The sequence below is a fragment of the Gluconobacter sp. OJA genome (assembly GCF_039638325.1).
Classification (GTDB): Bacteria; Pseudomonadota; Alphaproteobacteria; order Acetobacterales; family Acetobacteraceae; genus Gluconobacter; species Gluconobacter cerinus.
Map to the genome: position 1 here is coordinate 68,846 of NZ_JBDIWI010000002.1, position 18,839 is coordinate 87,684.

The 18,839-nt window shown below is 56.5% G+C and carries 20 protein-coding genes; 8 read left to right on the forward strand and 12 right to left on the reverse strand.

Annotation, left to right across the window (positions count from 1 at the left end; translation table 11 throughout):
• Position 1: 1 nt before the first annotated feature.
• The 8 genes from frr to rpoZ form a co-directional block, all read right to left on the reverse strand.
• Positions 2–568, reverse strand: a complete 567-nt coding sequence (gene frr, locus ABDK75_RS10735) for a ribosome recycling factor (protein WP_046899786.1) — start codon at positions 566–568, stop codon at positions 2–4.
• Positions 569–638: 70 nt separating this feature from the next.
• The gene (gene pyrH, locus ABDK75_RS10740) at positions 639–1,376 is read right to left on the reverse strand and encodes a UMP kinase (RefSeq protein ID WP_086634455.1); all 738 of its coding nucleotides are present in this window, start codon (positions 1,374–1,376) and stop codon (positions 639–641) included.
• Between the two features lie 126 nt (positions 1,377–1,502).
• Positions 1,503–2,390, reverse strand: coding sequence for a GTPase Era (gene era, locus ABDK75_RS10745; protein WP_211496029.1), 888 nt, complete (start codon positions 2,388–2,390; stop codon positions 1,503–1,505).
• Positions 2,391–2,415: 25 nt separating this feature from the next.
• The gene (rnc, locus tag ABDK75_RS10750) at positions 2,416–3,150 is read right to left on the reverse strand and encodes a ribonuclease III (protein WP_046899789.1); all 735 of its coding nucleotides are present in this window, start codon (positions 3,148–3,150) and stop codon (positions 2,416–2,418) included.
• Positions 3,147–3,941, reverse strand: coding sequence for a signal peptidase I (gene lepB, locus ABDK75_RS10755; protein WP_083956265.1), 795 nt, complete (start codon positions 3,939–3,941; stop codon positions 3,147–3,149). Before lepB ends, rnc begins: the two co-directional genes overlap by 4 nt.
• Before the next feature lie 61 nt (positions 3,942–4,002).
• Positions 4,003–4,407 (reverse strand): holo-ACP synthase, encoded by a 405-nt coding sequence (acpS, locus tag ABDK75_RS10760; protein ID WP_346005893.1) that lies wholly within the window; start codon positions 4,405–4,407, stop codon positions 4,003–4,005.
• A gap of 4 nt (positions 4,408–4,411) precedes the next feature.
• Positions 4,412–6,712: a bifunctional (p)ppGpp synthetase/guanosine-3',5'-bis(diphosphate) 3'-pyrophosphohydrolase gene (locus ABDK75_RS10765; protein ID WP_064273905.1), complete on the reverse strand. Its 2,301-nt coding sequence runs from the start codon at positions 6,710–6,712 to the stop codon at positions 4,412–4,414.
• Between the two features lie 38 nt (positions 6,713–6,750).
• Positions 6,751–7,146, reverse strand: a complete 396-nt coding sequence (gene rpoZ / locus ABDK75_RS10770; protein ID WP_046899793.1) for a DNA-directed RNA polymerase subunit omega — start codon at positions 7,144–7,146, stop codon at positions 6,751–6,753.
• A gap of 205 nt (positions 7,147–7,351) precedes the next feature.
• Between rpoZ and ABDK75_RS10775 the strand changes: the two genes are divergently transcribed.
• Both ABDK75_RS10775 and ABDK75_RS10780 read left to right on the forward strand, forming a co-directional pair.
• On the forward strand, positions 7,352–7,957 hold the full coding sequence (locus tag ABDK75_RS10775; protein WP_046899794.1) for an NYN domain-containing protein: 606 nt from the start codon (positions 7,352–7,354) through the stop codon (positions 7,955–7,957).
• A complete protein-coding gene (locus tag ABDK75_RS10780) occupies positions 7,954–8,532 on the forward strand; it encodes a hypothetical protein (protein WP_346005894.1) in 579 nt (192 codons plus the stop codon). Before ABDK75_RS10775 ends, ABDK75_RS10780 begins: the two co-directional genes overlap by 4 nt.
• Here ABDK75_RS10780 and msrQ read toward each other — a convergent pair.
• Together msrQ and msrP are read right to left on the reverse strand one after the other, a co-directional pair.
• Positions 8,504–9,151 carry a protein-methionine-sulfoxide reductase heme-binding subunit MsrQ gene (msrQ, locus tag ABDK75_RS10785; protein ID WP_346005895.1) on the reverse strand — a complete coding sequence of 216 codons (648 nt, stop codon included), beginning with the start codon at positions 9,149–9,151 and terminating at the stop codon, positions 8,504–8,506. The two genes, ABDK75_RS10780 and msrQ, sit on opposite strands and share 29 nt — an antisense overlap.
• Complete coding sequence (gene msrP / locus ABDK75_RS10790; protein ID WP_346005896.1) at positions 9,138–10,082, reverse strand: protein-methionine-sulfoxide reductase catalytic subunit MsrP; 945 nt, start codon at positions 10,080–10,082, stop codon at positions 9,138–9,140. Before msrP ends, msrQ begins: the two co-directional genes overlap by 14 nt.
• Positions 10,083–10,161: 79 nt before the next feature.
• Here msrP and ABDK75_RS10795 point away from each other — a divergent pair, with 79 nt between their 5' ends.
• Together ABDK75_RS10795 and ABDK75_RS10800 are read left to right on the forward strand one after the other, a co-directional pair.
• A complete protein-coding gene (locus ABDK75_RS10795) occupies positions 10,162–11,034 on the forward strand; it encodes an NAD(P)-dependent oxidoreductase (RefSeq protein WP_211497791.1) in 873 nt (290 codons plus the stop codon).
• Positions 11,035–11,105: 71 nt separating this feature from the next.
• Positions 11,106–11,714, forward strand: coding sequence for a superoxide dismutase (locus tag ABDK75_RS10800; protein ID WP_046899798.1), 609 nt, complete (start codon positions 11,106–11,108; stop codon positions 11,712–11,714).
• Between the two features lie 79 nt (positions 11,715–11,793).
• On the opposite strand, the gene yajC is transcribed toward ABDK75_RS10800, so the two are convergent.
• Positions 11,794–12,138 carry a preprotein translocase subunit YajC gene (gene yajC, locus ABDK75_RS10805; RefSeq protein ID WP_086634449.1) on the reverse strand — a complete coding sequence of 115 codons (345 nt, stop codon included), beginning with the start codon at positions 12,136–12,138 and terminating at the stop codon, positions 11,794–11,796.
• A gap of 104 nt (positions 12,139–12,242) precedes the next feature.
• On the opposite strand from yajC, the gene ABDK75_RS10810 reads away from it, so the two are divergent.
• Positions 12,243–13,112: an ATP-binding protein gene (locus ABDK75_RS10810; protein ID WP_346005897.1), complete on the forward strand. Its 870-nt coding sequence runs from the start codon at positions 12,243–12,245 to the stop codon at positions 13,110–13,112.
• Complete coding sequence (bla, locus tag ABDK75_RS10815) at positions 13,109–13,996, forward strand: class A beta-lactamase (RefSeq protein WP_346005898.1); 888 nt, start codon at positions 13,109–13,111, stop codon at positions 13,994–13,996. The genes ABDK75_RS10810 and bla overlap by 4 nt, the downstream gene beginning before the upstream one ends.
• 40 nt (positions 13,997–14,036) lie before the next feature.
• On the opposite strand, the gene ABDK75_RS10820 is transcribed toward bla, so the two are convergent.
• Positions 14,037–16,451: a TonB-dependent receptor domain-containing protein gene (locus ABDK75_RS10820; protein WP_346005899.1), complete on the reverse strand. Its 2,415-nt coding sequence runs from the start codon at positions 16,449–16,451 to the stop codon at positions 14,037–14,039.
• Positions 16,452–16,712: 261 nt separating this feature from the next.
• Here ABDK75_RS10820 and ABDK75_RS10825 point away from each other — a divergent pair, with 261 nt between their 5' ends.
• Positions 16,713–17,825: a Rieske 2Fe-2S domain-containing protein gene (locus ABDK75_RS10825; protein ID WP_064273898.1), complete on the forward strand. Its 1,113-nt coding sequence runs from the start codon at positions 16,713–16,715 to the stop codon at positions 17,823–17,825.
• Entirely contained in the window at positions 17,822–18,835 is a 1,014-nt protein-coding gene (locus tag ABDK75_RS10830; RefSeq protein WP_346005900.1) for a bifunctional GNAT family N-acetyltransferase/(deoxy)nucleoside triphosphate pyrophosphohydrolase, read from the forward strand. Before ABDK75_RS10825 ends, ABDK75_RS10830 begins: the two co-directional genes overlap by 4 nt.
• Positions 18,836–18,839 lie beyond the last annotated feature (4 nt).

Below are 18,839 nucleotides of genomic sequence, written 5' to 3' on the forward strand. Positions count from 1 at the left end.
ATCAGACCTGTTTGATCTCGCGTTCTTTCTCCGCGAGAATATCGTCAACTTTCTTGACGTACTGGTCTGTCAGCTTCTGCACGGAATCCGTCCAAGACTTCATGTCGTCCTGGCTGATGTCACCCTTCTTTTCGAGCGACTTCGTCTGTTCCATGCCGTCACGACGAACACCACGTACAGCGATCTTACCGTTTTCGGCATAACGATTGGCTGCACGCGCCAGTTCGTTACGACGCTCTTCCGTCAGCACCGGAATGGGAACGCGGATCGTCTGACCGTCAGCAGCAGGGTTAAGACCCAGGCCACCGTCACGGATGGCACGTTCCACTGCACCAACCAGCGTACGATCCCAGACGGAAACCGTTAGCATCCGGGCTTCCGGTACAGCGATAGATCCCACCTGAGAAAGCGGCACTTCGGAGCCATAGGCTTCAACCCGGATCGGCTCCAGCAGGTTCGGGCTGGCACGACCAGACCGCAGCCCAGAGAGGTCACGACGCAGACTCTCAATCGCACCATCCATACGGCGCGTGAGGTCAGCCATCAGGTCTTTCAGGTCAGCAGACATTAAGCTGTTCCTTTCTGAATCAACGTAAGTTCAGGAGAATATCCTGAAAGGTTCGTTAAAATTGAGGCGATCAGCCTGCTTCGATAACCCGTGTAAAGCGACCTTCACCACGCACAACGGCTGCAAACGCGCCCGGAGCATGCATGTTGAAGACCACGATGGGCAATTTATTTTCACGGGCAAGACTGATCGCTGCGGCATCCATGACATTCAACTGACGAGCCAGAACATCCATGTACGTCAACTGATCATAACGCACGGCATCAGGATTACGACGCGGATCATCGGAATAGATGCCATCAACCTGCGTTCCCTTGAACACGACGTCGCATTCCATTTCATTGGCACGCAGGGCGGCAGCTGTATCCGTTGTGAAGTACGGGTTGCCCGTTCCGGCAGCGAAGATAACAACGCGTCCCTTCTCCATATGACGGACTGCCCGACGACGGATGTAGGGCTCAGCAATCGCGGCCATCTGAATGGCCGTCATGACGCGCGTTTCAAGCCCCTGACGTTCAAGGCCGTTCTGGAGCATCAGTGCGTTGATGACCGTTGCCAGCATACCGGCATAGTCACCCTGCGCACGATCCATGCCACGTGCCGCCGCGGACAGGCCACGGAAAATGTTGCCACCACCGACAACGAGGCAGACCTGCACACCAGACGCCACAACTGCGGCGATATCGGCGGCGACCATGTCCACCATTTCCGGGTCCACTCCACCCGAGCCCTTACCCATCAGGGCTTCACCTGACACCTTGAGCAGAACACGTTTGTAGGAGGGGCTTTTGTCTCGTTGTTCGGTCATCGTGCCCGTCTCTTGCTGGATTTGTGGTGACTTTGCGCCTGTCATACAGACGCAGAGGGCTTGGAACAAGCGATGTCAGACACGAGGCTTCTTATGAAAAGCCCCGTTGACAGCGTTTCCACCCTGTTACTCTTCGAGGCCAATCGCCCTCAGGCGTGCCTTCTCTTCATCCCAGCCTGCCCGCTCCTTGACGTTCAGGAAAAGATGGCAGGTTCGCTCAAGTAGGCCCTGAAGCTCCAATCGTGCTCGTGCACCAATGGATTTGATTTTATGGCCGCCTTCGCCAATCAGGATCGCCTTATGACCAGGGCGTGACACGTAGATTGTGACTTCCACGCGCACTGATCCATCCGGACGCTCCTTGAAGCTCTCGGTCTCGACTGTCGCCTGATATGGGATCTCTTCATGCGTCTGCATGAAGATCTGTTCGCGCACCAGCTCAGCCGCAAGAAGACGATCCGGAAGATCCGTCAGATCGTCTTCAGGGTAGAGATACGGGCCTTCCGGCAGTTCACGTGCCAGATGATCCATCAGGTCATCAACGCCGTCTCCGGAACGGGCGCTCAGCATGAACACATATTCAACGCTGATCAGGCTGCTGACATCCTTTGTCAGCGGCAGCAATTCTTCAGCACCAACAAGATCCGTCTTGTTCAGAACAAGCCAGACTCTCTTGCCGCTTCCCGCAAGCTTGCCAATGATCTCACGGACATCATCCCTCAAACCAGCCTTGGCGTCGATCAGCAGAAGCGTCAGATCGGCATCCTGAGATCCCGTCCAAGCCGCGTTGACCATGGCCCGGTCAAGCCGACGGCGCGGCTTGAAAATACCAGGCAGATCCACAAGGATGATCTGGGCATTGTTGCGAACCACAATTCCCAGCGTGCGAAAGCGTGTCGTCTGAGCTTTGGGGCTCACAATCGACAGTTTAGCACCGGCAATCCGGTTCAGAAGGGTTGATTTTCCAGCATTCGGGGACCCGACAAGGGCCACGAAACCGCAGCGTGTGGTCATGTACCAATCCTTTTCCACATGCGCCTCACGACGCTACGTTCTGACCAAGACGTTTCAGAAGATCTATTGCCGCCGCACTCTCGGCCACTCTCTTACTGCCTGCTTCTCCATGTCCCGTCAGGCCAAATGCCTGAACGGCGACACGAAACACGGGCGCATGAGACGGCCCCTCTGCGGCGAGGAGTTCATATTTCGGGAGCGGGAGCCCTTTGGACAGGAGATATTCCTGCAAAAGGGTCTTGGGCTCCTTGTGAGGCCGGGCATGACTGTCGATCCGCCCTTCCCACTGTTGACGGACAACACGCCGCGCAGGCTCCAGCCCGGCATCCAGATAAAGAGCACCTAACAGAGCTTCCATGGCATCTGCCCGGATGCTGGACAGGCGCCGAATACCGGCGGCCTCTTCATGCGGTGAAATCGTCAGAGCCGAGGACAAGTGGATGTTATCCGCGATTTCAGCGAGAACCGGTCGGGAAACAAGATGGGCATGCCTCGGACCCAGCGCGCCTTCCTGCTCCAGCGGATAGTGTTCGAACAGCCACTCTGCCATCAGAAGGCCCAGCACCCGGTCTCCAATGAATTCCAGTCGCTCATTCGAACCGGTTCCCTTAGGGCCCTGCGTACGTTTGCCACGACGAGGATCACGCCCACTGACCGCAGAACGATGCGTCAGAGCTTCCACGAGCAGATCCCGGTTCGCAAAGCGATGACCGAGCGCCTGCTCCATGGCCTCCATGGCCTCTTCCTGTGAAAGTTTCATGTGACAGGATGCAGAAAACGGTTCCAGCGAATTTCGACCGGCCAGTACCAGAACTGCCATGCCGGATGCCGCAAATCCATGGAGAACAGAACAAGCGGCGCACGCCCTACAAGGTTCTGCATCGGGACGTAGCCGAGATCATCCGGGCCATCACCCTGAAAACGACTGTCAGCGCTATCGTCCCGGTCGTCACCCATCGCGAAGAAATAACCCTGCGGCACGACATATTCTGGCGTGTCGTTGGCAAAGCCTTCGTCCGTCAGCTTGAGAATATCATGCTCGACAGGTGGGCGCCCGGCACTCCCAGGCAGCGCTTCCCGATATCGGTCACCGCTCAGCAGACGGTTATTTTCGTCGACAACTTCGTAATGCCCAAGGGACGTCCGCGGCACCTCAATTCCGTTAAGGAAGAGCTTTCCGCCCGTCATCTGGATGTGGTCACCTGGCAGTCCGACAATCCGCTTGATGTAATCAACGGAAGTGTTCTGGGTGAACCGGAAAACAGCCACATCGCCACGATGCGGCTCAGAGCCCATGATCCGTCCATTAAAGAGATTGGGCGAAAACGGGAACGAAAACCGTGAATAGCCGTAGCTGGATTTCGATACCAGAACGAAATCACCGATCTGCAAGGTCGGGATCATCGAGCCTGAGGGGATATTGAACGGCTCAAACACCAGAGAACGCACGGCGACGACAGCCAGCACCATAAGGGCAAGCCAGCGCACGCTCTCTCCCAGAGATTCTTCACGGGCCGCCGGCTTTGCACCAGCCTTCTCTGAACCCTTCACGGGGCTTTTCTCCTGAGTCATGGGACGCTCTTAACGCAGCTTGCCCGCAATGGCGAGCGCTTCAAACCCTAACAGACTGAATGATGACCTGCGCCAATGCAAAGGGAGGGTCATCCGTCAGGCTCACAAGAACGTCTGCCCGACATCCTGATGGCGTCAGACGCTCCAGAGCAAGCTGAGCTCCGCCGGATAGAACGAGCCTTGGAGCACCCTTTTTATCGTTCAGAACCCCAATGTCCTGAAGTTGCACACCATCAGCAACCCCTGTCCCCAAAGCTTTGACGCACGCTTCTTTGGCTGCCCAACGCTTGGCATAACTTCCCGTCCGCGCCTGACCGGACAGACGCTCGGCATGACTACGCTCGGCTTCGGTGAATACCCGGTCAAGAAAGCGATCTCCAAACCGTTCAATGCTGCGTTCGATGCGGGAAATCATGCACAGGTCTGTTCCCATGCCTAGAATCACGCCGTCATCCCTTCGCGCGCTCCACCTGCATCACACCCACGGCAGTCCGGAACGCGGCAATAAGTGACGAGAGATGCCTTAGGTCGCGAACTTCAAGATCAACCAAGATCTCCATGAAATCGAGCTGACGGTTCACAATCTTGAGGTTGATGACGCTGCCATTATATTTGGCTGCGGTATTGGTCAGGGTCGCCAGAACTTCGGGCTCATTTGCCGCAATAACCGACAGGCGCGCCGTGTAAGGAACCGCATCCTTACGTCTTCCGAGCGCCTCATAGTCCCAGTCCACCTCAATGAAGCGCTCTGGCGTATCTGCAAAACTCGACAGGTTCTGGCACCCACGTCGATGGATCGTCACGCCCTTACTTTGCGCTATGATGCCGACAATCGGGTCGCCCGGCAGCGGGCGGCAGCATCCGGCAAAACTCGTCGCAATCCCTGTGCCGATACCCTTGAGAATATTCGTAGACTGAACAACAGGCGACTGACGTGCCGGTCCACTTCCCGCCCCCAAAAGAAGCGACTGACCAAAGCGCGGTGACAGACCCGGCACCATCCGAGGCGCCCGACCATTCTGGCGCAGATCCGGATATGCGGTATTGACCACATCCTTCGGACCCAACTGTCCGTTCCCGACAGCCACATAGAGATCTTCGATGGAACTCTGCCGAAGCTCCTTGAGGATTCCGTCAAGAACCTTTTCGGAGCCATCGACACCTTCCTGACGGAAGGCCTTGGCAATGGCTGCACGCCCATTGTCCAGATGCACCTGACGCTGCTGTGCGGCCACAAACCGGCGCACGCGCGCACGAGCTTTACCCGTAACAACAAACCGCTCCCATGACGGCGACGGTGTACCGCCACGAGCCGTCATGATCTCGACCTGATCACCGTTCTGGAGCTCATGACGCAACGGCAGAAGGCGCCCGTTTACCTTGGCTCCGACGCAGGTATCGCCCACCTGACTATGCACGGCATAGGCAAAGTCGACAGGTGTTGCACCCCGGGGAAGCGAGATCAGCTGCCCTTTGGGCGTAAAGCAGAAAACCTGGTCCTGATAGAGTTCAAGCTTGGTATTTTCCAGGAACTCATCCGGGGCCTGACTGTCTTCCAGAATATCCAGAAGATCCTGCACCCAACGCAGCTTCCGGCTACCGGCGCCAAAAGCCGAAGATAGCGCTGCGGCTTCCCGCTCGCTTGGCGTCGCATCTTCTTTATAGGCCCAATGCGAGGCCACGCCGTTTTCAGCGAGATCGTGCATTTCCGCCGTACGGATCTGCACTTCAATCTTCTGATTACGCGGGTGACGGAGTGTCACCCCCGTATGCAGGCTCTGGTAGCCGTTGGCCTTTGGGGTGGAAATATAATCTTTGAACCGCCCCGCAATCATCGGATAAGCGCCATGAATGGCGCCCAAAGCCATGTAACAGGCATCTCGAGTTGGAACGAGCAGACGGAACGCCATGATGTCTGAAAGCTGTTCGAACGCTACATTCCGTCGCTGCATCTTCTCCCAGATTGAAAAGGGAGATTTTTCGCGCCCGGTCACTTCGACCTTGTCGAGACCCGCTTCCGCACAAAGAGCAATCAGCTCCTTGCGAATGTGTTCAATAATGTCTGCGCCCTGCCCACGCAGGAAGTTCAGACGGGCACGGATCGTGGCGTCTGCTTCCGGCTCAAGCTGGGCAAAGGAAAGATTTTGAAGCTCCGTTTTGACCCGGTCCATACCAATGCGCTCGGCAAGCGGCGCGTAGATATCCATGGTCTCACGGGCAATACGCTGCCGCCGGTCTAGGCGCTGCACATAATGCAGCGTCCGCATGTTGTGCAGACGATCGGCGAGCTTGACGATCAGGACGCGGATATCCCGCGACATGGCCAGCACAAGCTTACGGAAGTTTTCCGCCTGCTTCGTTCGGTCAGATTGCAACTCAAGCCGCGTCAGCTTCGTCACACCATCGACGAGGGATGCAACGTCTTCGCCAAATCGGTTTTTCAGAGATGCACAGGAGACACCCGTATCCTCAACCGTATCATGCAGTAGCCCCACGATGATGGACGTCGTGTCCATCCTGAAACCTGCCAGAATGTTGGCAACAGCAATCGGGTGAGTGATGTAAGCGTCGCCGTTATCCCGCCGCTGCTCGTTATGAGCATCGGCTGCCAGATCATAGGCAGCCTCGACGCGGGATAGATCAGCAGTCGGATCGTAACTCTCGATCCGACGGAGCAGCCCGCTGATGGAAGGTTTGAAGTCTCCCGTCGCGACAGCGGTGCGCTCAACAGGAGGAGATGCGTCAGGCATGAAGCATACCCCCCTCAGTCAGGATAAAGCAGAGAAAATCAGCGGCGGCCCCGGCCACCCAGCTCTGCCTCAATGGCAGCAGCTTCATCGGCAGACATGTTGTCTGCCATGTGAGCATGCTCTTCTTCAGCCGAAACATCCTGCAGACCAAAAATGTTCTGGTCCGTCGGGATGATGTCCATGACTTCTTCATCCACAGGCTCCGGCTCGGGAGCGCGGGCGAGCGAGCGGATGATGCCGTCACGCAGGCCACCAAGGTTCAGCTTGTCTTCAGCGATCTCACGAAGTGCAACGACCGGGTTCTTGTCGTTATCACGATCGAGCAGCATCTCTTCGCCACGGGAGAGTGCGCGGGCACGCTGGGCAGCCAGCAGAACCAGCTCGAAACGGTTTGGAACCTTCTCGATGCAATCTTCGACGGTTACACGCGCCATGCGACTGGCCCCCTTCGGGTAAAACTATAGAAAATGAATACAGAAGAGGCTGGCATTAGCATGCTGTTCATGCCAATGCAACGCAGCCCCGCTTTTCTGCCATAATCCTGACCAAACTTAATCGCTGGCTGAATCGTTTCATGTTCTATCGTTGGGGCCTGTCTCTGTCAGGCGAGACAACACATTTTACAACCAGGAATATCATATGATTTTGCGTCAAAACGAACGCACCGCTCTCTTCATCGATGGCGCGAGCCTTCATCACGCCGCACGTAACCTTGGATTTGAAGTAGATTTTCGTAGCCTTCGCAGTCTGTTTGAAAGCCAGAGCCAATTCCAGCGCGCCTTCTACTACGCCGCCATGCCTGAGACGGACGACTATTCTCCACTTCGTCCCCTGACAGACTGGCTGGCCTACAACGGCTACCACCTTGTGCTGAAAAATGCTCGCGAGTTTACGGATCATTCAGGAAGACGCCGTATCAAGGGAAATATGGATGTCGAACTCACCGTAGATCTGCTTGAGCAGTCCTCCAGACTGGATCACGCCGTCATCATCAGCGGCGACTCGGATCTGCGTCGTGCTGTTGAGGCCGCACAAAGCCGTGGCGTGCGCGTGACTGTCATTTCTTCTATGCGCTCGACCCCGCCCATGATCGGCGATGACCTGCGCAGACAGGCTGACCGCTTCGTGGAGTTGGCTGACATTGCTCCGTCCTTCACACGGCGCCAGTCAGAAACGAGGCCGCGTCAGGCTCCGCCGGTTCGTCATCCAGCAGACATCAACAGTGACGAGAGCAGCGATACATGACGCCCCAGGCTTCTTCCGGTTCAACACCATCAGACGGTCACTCACCTGTTTGTTCAGACGTCCAGCCATCCTTGTCTTTAAAGGACGGCCTTGGGTCCCTGTCCGCTGAGTTGCTGGTTGTCTGCCTTGATCCGGAAAAAGCCACCAAGACCCTTGTGCCATTTCTTGAAGCACAGGGAATTTGTTTTGCTGAAGACAGACGTGATCCGCTTCTCATTCAGGCGCGTATCACGTCTGTCACCCGACACCTGCCTCCGGAGCAGGTATCTCTTCCGACCGATATGGAATCCTGTAGTGCCGCGCTCTGCGACGAATTACAGGACATGGGGCGACTGCGCCTTGTCCTGGTTCTGGGCATAAGCGCTCACATCGCTGTTCTTGGTGCGTGCGGTATTCCCCTGACACGGCTCGATTTCCGGCCCGGCGAAATTACACGTCTGCCAGACGGGCTCCTGCTTGCCGATGCATGTCACCCCCTCTCTGACGAGGCCGACCCCGATCTGCTGACTCAGCGCAAAAATGCTTTGATAAAGCTTATTCCGCAGATCAGGAGCGCCTTGCGCCCGAGTGCATAAACATGCGCCTGCCAGCGCTCACAAGCGCTGGCACTCTTGTCAGCAGCACTAGCCCCATTACCGTCAGATAAAAGGCAGTCGTACTGTTCAGCGTTTTGAACGAGAGAAAGAAATGTATGCCTGCCAGAACGGCAGCGACATAGACCAGTCGATGCAACCGCTTCCAGTTTCGCTTGAGCCCTCGCATTGAGATGCGGTTTGATGTCACGGCGAGTGGAAACAGCAACACCAGCGATACCATTCCCAAAATGATGAATGGGCGCCGCGTTACATCTCGCCAGAAAATTGAAATATCAAACTGGAGATCCAGCGCGAGATAAGAGGCCAGATGCATTACAGCGTAGAAAAACGCTAGCAATCCGGTCAACCGCCTGAACCTTAGCAGATTGATGCCGATAATTTTTTGCATCGGAGCAAGCGCAAGGCAGATCAGCAGGAACCGGAAAGCCCAAAGACCTAAGCTGCGCTCAAAGACATTGACTGGATCAGCACCAAGCTCTCCGCTTTGTCCCTGCCAGACCAGCCAGGCAGCTGGAATAAAGCCAAGGGGATAAAGCACGACGTGCCAGTATCTCCGCAGAAAAGCAGTGCTTTTCCCTGATACTCTAGAAGCTTTCATGCAGGTTCATGCCTTTATAGAGACTGGCGACCTGCTCGGCATAACCGTTGAACATCAGTGTTGGCTGACGTTTCGTGCCAAAGAGAGTCTTGGAGCCAATGACACGTTCACTCGCCTGGCTCCATCGCGGATGGTCAACCTGCGGATTGACGTTGGCGTAAAATCCATATTCGTCTGGCGCCAATCGGTTCCATGTCGTCGGGGGCTGCCGATCCAGCAGACGGATACGCTGGATGGATTTAATTCCCTTGAAACCATATTTCCACGGCACAACAAGCCGGATGGGAGCACCATTCTGGTTGGGCAGGCTTTCGCCATAAATACCGACAGCGAGCAATGTGAGCGGGTTCATGGCCTCATCCAGCCTCAAACCCTCAACATAGGGCCACGAAATTCCTGAAAATGCACTGCTCTGCCCCGGCATTTCGGAGGGCCTGACAACACTTTCAAAAGCAACATAGCGAGCATTGCTGTCAGGCTCGGCCAATGCCAGAAGCTTCGCCAGCGGAATGCCATCCCACGGGATAACCATGGACCACGCTTCGACACAGCGCATGCGGTAAATACGCTCTTCAATGTCGGAGGATTTCAACAGTGCTCCAACATCAATGTGTTGAGGCTTTTTCACCATCCCTGAGATTTCGAGTGTCCATGGCAATGGGTGGAAATCACCTGCATGAGAAACAGGATCATCCTTCTCCATCCCGAATTCGTAAAAATTATTGTATCCGGTTACGAATTCTTCCGGTGTGGGCGTTAGCCCTCCCGAATAAGGGCCAGGATGTGCTTTTAGAGCGTCCGCTTCAGCCGTCCCGGCAAGAGCAGCCATGAGACTCATGGCACTCCCTCCCAGCATTCCCCGACGAGAAAGATAGACCTCTTTTGGGGTGATCTCCGATGGTGCAGGACGTGGATAGCGAAAAATCGCCATGATCAATTTCCGATCTGAATGAAACTCTGGCAGCCATAGTGCGTGAACTGAAGCAACGCATCGTAAGGAGCCTGTTTGCATGCCCGATATGAAAATCGGTTTTATCGGCTACGGCGCCATGGCCCAGCGGATGGGCGCCAATCTCCGCCGTGCCGGATATTCCGTCGTGGCCTTTGCGCCCTCCGGTGGCAAAGACGAAACGGAGATGCTCCCCTCCCCGCGCGCCATTGCAGAGGCTGCCGACGTGATCATCCTTTGCGTTCCCAACGATGCGGCTGAAAATCAGTCCCTTCAGGGGGAAAATGGAATGCTTGCGGGCATTTCAGCAGGGAAGCTGGTGCTCGACACGTCAACAGTGTCTCCGGAGCAAGCACTGGCTCTTGCCAAGATCGCCGCAGAAAACGGATTTGTCGTTCTGGACGCCCCGATGTCCGGCAGTACACCAGAAGCCGAAACCGGCGACCTGGTCATGCTGGTTGGTGGAGATGCCGAGACTGTCGAACGCGCCAAGCCGATTCTGGATGTCGTTGGCAAGCTGACAATCCACGCCGGGCCTGCCGGCTCTGCCGCTCGGCTTAAACTCGTCGTGAATGGCGTCATGGGTGCCACGCTCAATGTCATTGCCGAAGGTGTGAGCTACGGCCTGAAAGCGGGTATCGATCGCGATGTCCTGTTCGATACACTCCAGCAGGTCGCTGTTGTCAGCCCCCATCACAAGCGCAAACTGAAAATGGGTCAGGACAAGTCCTTCCCATCCCAGTTCCCGACGCGTCTGATGTCCAAGGACATGGGCCTTCTGATTGATGCGGGACGTAAAGTGGGTGCCTTCATGCCTGCCATGGCCATAGCCGATCAGGCTCTGGGCCTTTCCAACCGCCAGCATGCTGACGAGGACTACTCAGCTCTCATCGGCGCGATGGAACACAGCGTTGCCAACACGCCTCATAAATGAGATCGATTATGACAGTGGTCACCCCTCATCCCTGAGGGAGTGACTTCTTCATTTTGCCAAGGAGTAACATCATGGCCTTCGAACTGCCCTCACTGCCCTACGCCGCCAACGCGCTCGCAGGCGCTGGAATGTGCCAGGAGACCCTGGAACTTCACCACGGCAAGCATCATCAGGCCTATGTCACGGCGCTGAACGGCTTCGTCGAAAGCAAGCCGGAACTGGCTGGCAAGTCCCTTGAAGAGATCATCGCATTCTCTCATGGCAAGTCTGACATTGCCCCGGTTTTCAACAATGCCGGCCAGCACTGGAACCATATCCTGTTCTGGAAGAACCTGTCCCCGACGGGTGGCAAGCTGCCGACATCGCTTGAAAAGAAAATCACGGAAGACTTTGGCTCCGTGGATGCTTTCAAGACCGCATTCAAGCAGGCTGCCACGACGCAGTTCGGTTCTGGCTGGGCCTGGCTCGTTCTCGACAAGTCCGGCAAGCTTGCCGTGACGAAGACGGCCAACGGCTCCAACCCGCTCGCCGAAGGTCAGGGCAAGGCTCTTCTCGGCCTCGACGTCTGGGAGCACGCCTACTACCTCGACTTCCGCAACCGCCGTCCGGATTACATCACGAACTATCTGGACAAGCTGGCGAACTATGAGTTCGCGGAAGCCGAACTGAAGTCTGCCTGAGTTTTTCAGCAGCCTGAAAACGGAAAACGCCCCGACCGGTCTCCCGGCGGGGCGTTTTTCTTGGCGCGCTACGACCCGGTCAGGAGTCGTTTGCAGCCTTGTCGCGAGACACGATGTTCGTAATCGTGGTGCGAACGATCTTCACACGGACACCCTGAGCGATTTCGACATCAACTTCGTCGCTGCCGTCACGGGTTGCCTGCACGATGCCAACGATACCGCCGGCCGTCACAACCTTGTCACCACGACGCAGACCGCCCTGCTCTTCACGGAGCTTGCGCTGACGCTGCTGCTGCGGACGGATCAACAGGAAGTAGAAAACCACGAAGATGAAAATCATCGGGGCGAACTGAAGCACCGTCGGGTTCGCGAGGAGCCCGCCGCCATCGGCGGCCTGTGCGGAAGAAATGAACAGACTGCTCATGGAATATTGGTCCAGTCTTGAGTGAAACGTGCGGGGACCATATCGTCCGGAGTTTCCCCGTCAAGGACGGGCGCTTCCTTCATCACTGGCACAAAGCGAATTCCATGACCGATCACGCCCTGCTCAACGTCCTTGAACGTATTGCAGACAGCCTCGAACGCATGAGCCCCAAACCGCCAAGTGCTGATATTTTGAAGCACCATGATGCCTTTATCTGGCAGGCTGCGATGGGAACGCTTGCTCCAGTTGAGAAGGTTTCCGGCGTTACCCTTTCAATGCTTCGGGGGATTGAGCGGCAGATTTCGCAGGTCATGACGAATACACGTCATTTCGCAGAAGGCTTCACGGCCAACAACGTGATGCTTTGGGGCGCTCGCGGCATGGGCAAATCCTCGCTGGTGAAGGCTTCGATTGCCACAGTGAACGCCGAGCAGCGCGCCAAGGGACAGCCGACGCTCGCGCTCATCGAAATCCAACGTGACGAGCTTTCCACCCTGCCGAAACTTCTGGCCGTTCTGCGCACAACCGATCGCCGATGCATCCTGTTCTGCGATGATCTGTCGTTCGAAAGCCAGGATGCTGATTACAAATCCCTCAAATCCGTTCTGGATGGTGGTATCGGCGGACGTCCGGACAATGTTCTGGTCTATGCAACCTCAAACCGCCGCCATCTCATGCCGCGTGACATGATCGAGAACGAAACCGGAAGTGCCATTAATCCGTCTGAAGCCATTGAGGAGAAAGTCTCCCTATCAGACCGTTTTGGCCTCTGGATCGGCCTCTATGGCGCCAGCCAGGACGAATATCTGGATATCGTCCAGACTTATGCCGCAGCCCGCAAGCTTCCTGTTTCGCCAGAAGATCTTCGCCGCAAAGCGCTTCAGTGGTCTCTCACGCGTGGCAGTCGTTCTGGACGTGTCGCGGCGCAGTTCATTGATGACCTGAGCGCAGACCTCGGTATTCCAAACTCATGAAACGCCGTTCTTTTTTCGCAGGGGCCACCTGCGCCTTGACTACGCTCTCACACATTGCGTCAGCAGAACCCCGCGAGCAGGAGCAATCCGGATGGTGGGCACTGGATCTGGAAACGAACCGGACACTCGGTGAAAACCCGGACACGCACCTGCCCATGTGCTCGACATTCAAATGGCTGCTGGCTGCCGCTACATTGTCACGGACTGACTATGGGCGTGAACACCTGGGTCGAGAGATCGCCTTCAGCCGCAAGGATCTCATTTCCGCGTCCCCGGCAGTCAAAAACGCTCTCGCGGCTTCAAAAACAGCGCACGCCAGTCTGTCTGTTGGCGAACTTTGCGCTGCAACAGTTTCACTAAGCGACAGCACCGCCGCAAACCTCCTTCTCAAGAGGCTTGGCGGCCCGGCGGCCCTCACTCACTGGCTGCGCGATCATCATGACCCAGTGACAAGAGTGGATCGTTACGAGACGGCGCTGAACCGCGTTCCAATGGGGGATCTGCGAGACACCACCACGCCACGCGCCATGGTCTCGAACCTTCAGAACACGCTCTATGGCAACAATCTGAGTTCGGCTTCCCAGGCCCAGCTTCTCAAATGGCTCCTGGACACCACAACCGGTCCAAAACGTATGCCTGCCGGATTGAGAGAAGGATGGCGCATCGGTCACAAGACCGGAACCTGGACGGTTAAGCCCGGCTACAATCCAGCCGTGGAACGGGCCGCGTCCGGCGATGTGGCGATCCTGCTTCCCCCTACGGGCAAGCCCGTTCTCGTAGCCGCCTATGCAGCAGGATATTCCATTCCTCAATCAGAGAAAGAAGGCTGGTTTGCCGATATCGCTCATCGTGCAACAGACCCCAACTGGCTACAGCGGCATTAAAAAAGCTGGGAGACCTGTGTCTCCCAGCCTCTGAACGTACTTAGAACGATGCGCTGACCGTTCCAAAGAACTCACGAACGGCTCCGCGTTCCATGGACTGATAATCGCCCGTCGCAGGATTGTCGTTCTGGCCCATCATGGCGATGTATTTCGTGTTGAACAGATTATAGACGTTGAAGCTCGCCGTGACGTCTTTCAGCACACTCAGCTTGCCGAAGCGGTACTGCATCCCGGCATTCGCCAGCCAGTATCCACCAACGGACGTATCATTCATGAAGCTGTAGTAGCGACGGCTATAGTAGTTGGCATCGAAGTGCGCCGTCGCACCCTTCCAAGTGTAAGACACGGACGTTTTGTACATCCACGCCGGGTAATTGACGATATTCTTGCCCGCCAGCGCGTAGAAACCACCCGCCGTATCGACGTCCCGGTCGTAGGTCCCCTTGTTGTAGCTCAGGTTATTGCTGATGCTCAGACCTTCGATCGGCGTCAGAGTAATGTCGCCATTGGCGCCCGTCATGGAGATATGACCGAAGTCGATCACCTGAGACACCGGATTGGTCAGAGAGCCAACAGCCGCCGCCAGGATCGGATGGATCAGACTAGCGTGATAGACGGTCGCATTCGCCTGAAGATACTTGGACGTGTAGCGGTATCCACCCAGATAGACCCAGGCCTTGGACGGCTCGAGAGACTTCTTTTGCGCCTGAAAGGTCGCCTGATCTTCAACCGAATAAACCGAGTTCGCCACGCCATAGGCCGAGACTTCGTAGGCACGCATATTCTCGGCCACATCCACATACAGCTCATGGTGGTTGTTGATGTGCCAGTCCAGATTAAGATGCGGCAGGAAGGCCTGAGACGCCGTTAGCGAGCCATTCGGCAGTTCGTCAGAGCCGGTCCAATCCGCGTTATTGTAGTTCGCACCGCCTGAGGTCGTCGCAACCATGGACTTGAACCCGGCATGCAGCGTCAGACCTTCCGTCAGGCGGATGCTGTCCTGAAGGTGAAACTGCATGACGTTGGTCGTCCACTGGAAGTTGTACCCTTCCAGAAAAGCCTTTCCATAAACGTCATAAGGCCCGACGGCCTTGAGCGGAGCGCCCTCGCCTAGCACCGGCTGCTGGTAATTGAACAGGCCAGCCTGCTGGTTGTTGTTTTCATACCAGACACCGCCCTCGATCGTGTGGCGTCCCCACTTGTAGCGAAGGCTCGTATCAAGACCGTAGCGCTCCTGACGGTTCTGCCAGACTTCTTCTGAGAATGGCGCCCCGTTCGGGGATGGGTCTTCAGAGTCCGTGTAGCTGTAATAGCCGGTCTGGCTGTGACCGTAGACCGTTGTATTCCAGGTCAGGTTATCCGTGAGAGCCAGATCGAAGTGCAGGCCACCCATGTAGTTGGTTTCAGCCTGACCGCCATCGTACATCGCGATTTCGGAGCCATCGATACCCGGCACGCCACCATACCCAGCCGGAAGCGCTGCCGTACCCTTTGCAATGCCGTAGGCCAGACCATAATTCGGATAGAGATGCGGCGTCCGCCACCCAAGATTCTTCAAAATTCCGACGGACGTATCCGGGTAGTTCCACTGAGCAAGGCTGGACCAATTAAAGAAGGCAGACATGCGGCTGCGCTGCCCGATGGGCTGCACGAGCTTGGCATCAACCTGCTGCATGAACTGGTCGCCACTGCCCATCCACATGCCCTCGTCGGTACGGGCATAAGATGTGTAGAACTTCGTGCCAGAGCTGTTCAGCTTGCCGGAATCCAGCCGAACATAGGTGCGATAAGAATTATAGCTGCCAAAAGACTGGCTGATCTTGCCGCCACGCTTGTCGTTCGGATCAGACGAGCCAATCTGGATTGTTCCACCTAGCGTGTTTGTGGATGGTAGCTCGACGGACCCAGCCCCCTGAGACATCCGCATGGACTGAATGTCGTCTGGAATGATCGCGGAGGCGAGGCTCATACCACTCACAGACTGATAGGTCTGATCATTCAGGGGCACGCCATCAACCGTCACACCCATCTGGTTCATGAAGAACCCGCGGACGTAAAGATTGGCGCCAAAGCTGTCGATTCCGAATGGATCCGTGGATGGGAAGCTGACCCCCGGCATCCGGTCCAGCATGCGGTAAGGGCTGGTTCCCGGCACAAACTGCCGCATGACGGCTTTTGAAACAGCCTGCTCCGCATCTCGACCCGTCAACTGGCGCGCCGTGACCGAAACGCTTTCTGTCGAACGGGATTCCAGATTCGTCCGCTGTGAATGCTTCGCTGGAACAGCTGTTTTCTGGGCAGGCACCGTCGAGCTTACTGCCGGTGATGCCACGCCATGCCGCGATGGCGCATGCCGATGCCCTGGAGCGACCTGTTTTGTCGTCTCAGCAGCGTGTGCCTGCGATTGAATAGCCAACAGTGCAATGGAAGACAGAAGCAGGGGTTTCGTGCGCACTGAGGCCAATACTCCGGGAACATAAGGGCAAGAAGAAAGGAAGCGGTGTCCTAGCCAAGCAATACTCATAGGCAAAGCCTCTGAGGCTCAGGATGATGTTTCCATGACATCTAGCCTGTGCTTTTCCTGCCTCATGTTGCGCAAATGACGCGACTTGCCTTGATACATCCTGCCCTCTTCCTGCGAGAACCCTTTGCCTGTTAGGCTCGTTTAGAAAACATGCCTTTTGAAGGCCCGTCTTTACTCAGGATCGGGATATCCATGTCGCAGAGTACCTTAGAAGAAGCTGATATTGTCAGCAGCGTCTCTCCAGAGCCCCAAGGACACAATGCGGACCTACGGCGTATCCGTTCCAACCCGGACTACTGGTACCCTGTCGCGTGGTCTCACGAGCTCAAAAGCGGAAAAACCATAGGCACACGTTACGCCGGGCAGCCCATTGCGCTTGTTCGCCCTCTGGATGGCAGTGTATTCGCTCTGGAAGATCGCTGCGCCCACCGGCAGGTCCCGCTCAGCCTCGGCCGTGTCAGTGGTGAAGCGGTACAGTGCTGCTATCATGGCTGGGCCTACGGGCGCTCAGGTCGGTGCATCGATGTCCCGTATCTGGGCAAGAACAAGCTTCCAAACGGTGTGCGAACCTATCCCTGTCGGGAAGAAGGCGGCCTGATCTTCATTTTCCCGGGCGATCCGGCAAAAGCAGAAACTACACCCTTCCCCGCGCTCGGCTCAGTTCGTGATCCGGCCTACAAGACGCGCCGTTTCGGCAAAAAAGTCGCCTGCCATTACAGTTTCATGCATGAGAACCTGATGGATATGAACCATCAGTTCATGCACATGAAGCAGATGGGCCAGATGAAGCCCCGCTTCCTTGGTGGCAAGGATGAGCCCACCCTCGTAGAGGCCCGCTACAGCTTCGCACGGACAAGCGGCAAGCAACCCTGGGGTGAGGCGCTGATCTTCGGTGAACGTCGGGACGCCAGCGAGCGCTACGCTCACCGCGACGTCATGACGATCCGAACAGAGTATCCTTATCAGACCCTGAGGATCGCTACGGGTGACGAACCGCCCGTCATGGATCTGTGGATCGTCTATGTGCCGCAGGATGCAGAAGAGAAAACCTGTCGCGTTTTCGGCCTCCTCTCGGTGCGCAAGCCGAAAGTCGGCGTTGTGCTGGATATGGCATGGCCTTTCCTTGTCGCCTTCACGGAACGGATCTTTAAGGAAGACCGTGATATCGTTGAACTCGAACAGGCTGCCTGGAACGAACTGGGCGGAGACCACAATCAGGAAGTTTTCCCTGTCATCAATACGCTGCGCCGACTGTTGGCACGTTGCGGTGTTCCTGAGGAGCAGGATACAACAAGGCCGACATGACACCTGAACTGAAAGCGGGGGATTTTCTTTTACGTCCCCTTCGCCCGGAAGACGCGCCAGCCGTCCATCGCCTCGTGAACGACTGGAGCGTGGTCCGCATGCTCAGTCGTCTTCCCTTCCCTTACCCGCGTGACCTTGCTGAAAAATGGATTTCCTCCACGCTGGAGGACAGTTCCCGGGGAAGCGCTCACCACTTTGCTATCACGCGCGACGGCGTTCTTCTGGGAGCTGTCGGGCTGGTCCTGTCGGACGACAAGCGTTCTGCTTCTCTAGGTTACTGGGCGTCGCCCGCAACATGGGGACAGGGCATGACAACATCTGCGGCCCGACGCGTCACAGAATGGGCCATTCAGGTGCTTAAGCTTGAGAAGCTCACGGCAGATGTCGCGGTTGATAACCCCGCGTCTTCCGCCGTCCTCCGCAAACTTGGCTTTCGGGAAACTGGCCGTTCAAGCCGTCGCTTTGTCTCACGTGGGACCGAGTGTCCCATCATTGTGCACGAATTGGCGCGGTCGACCTTCCTTCAACTCGACATACCGACCCCCGTTGAAACGGCTTCTCCGGCTGCACTGGAAGATCAACCGTCCGCTCCCGCACCGATACGCAAACCACGGACTCTTCTGGTCGTCGCAGCAGCTCTGCTGGATGCGCAGGGACGTATTCTTCTCGCACGCCGCCCTGAAGGAAAACGTCTGGCTGGGCTTTGGGAGTTTCCAGGCGGAAAGGTCGAACGGGACGAAACACCGGAACAGGCCCTCATCCGGGAAATGAAAGAGGAGCTGGATGTCGATCTGACAGGAGCCTGCCTCGCCCCTTTCACCTTCGTCAGTGAAAATGCAGGCCCGTTTCATCTTCTGATGCCACTGTATGTTGTGCGGCGGTGGCGCGGCGTTCCTGCCCCACGGGAAGGGCAGGCGCTGGCGTGGGTGGAGGCAGCCGATCTGGCAAAATATCCAATGCCAGATCCGGATCTACCACTCATCCCACTCCTTCAGGAGCTTCTGGGATAAACAG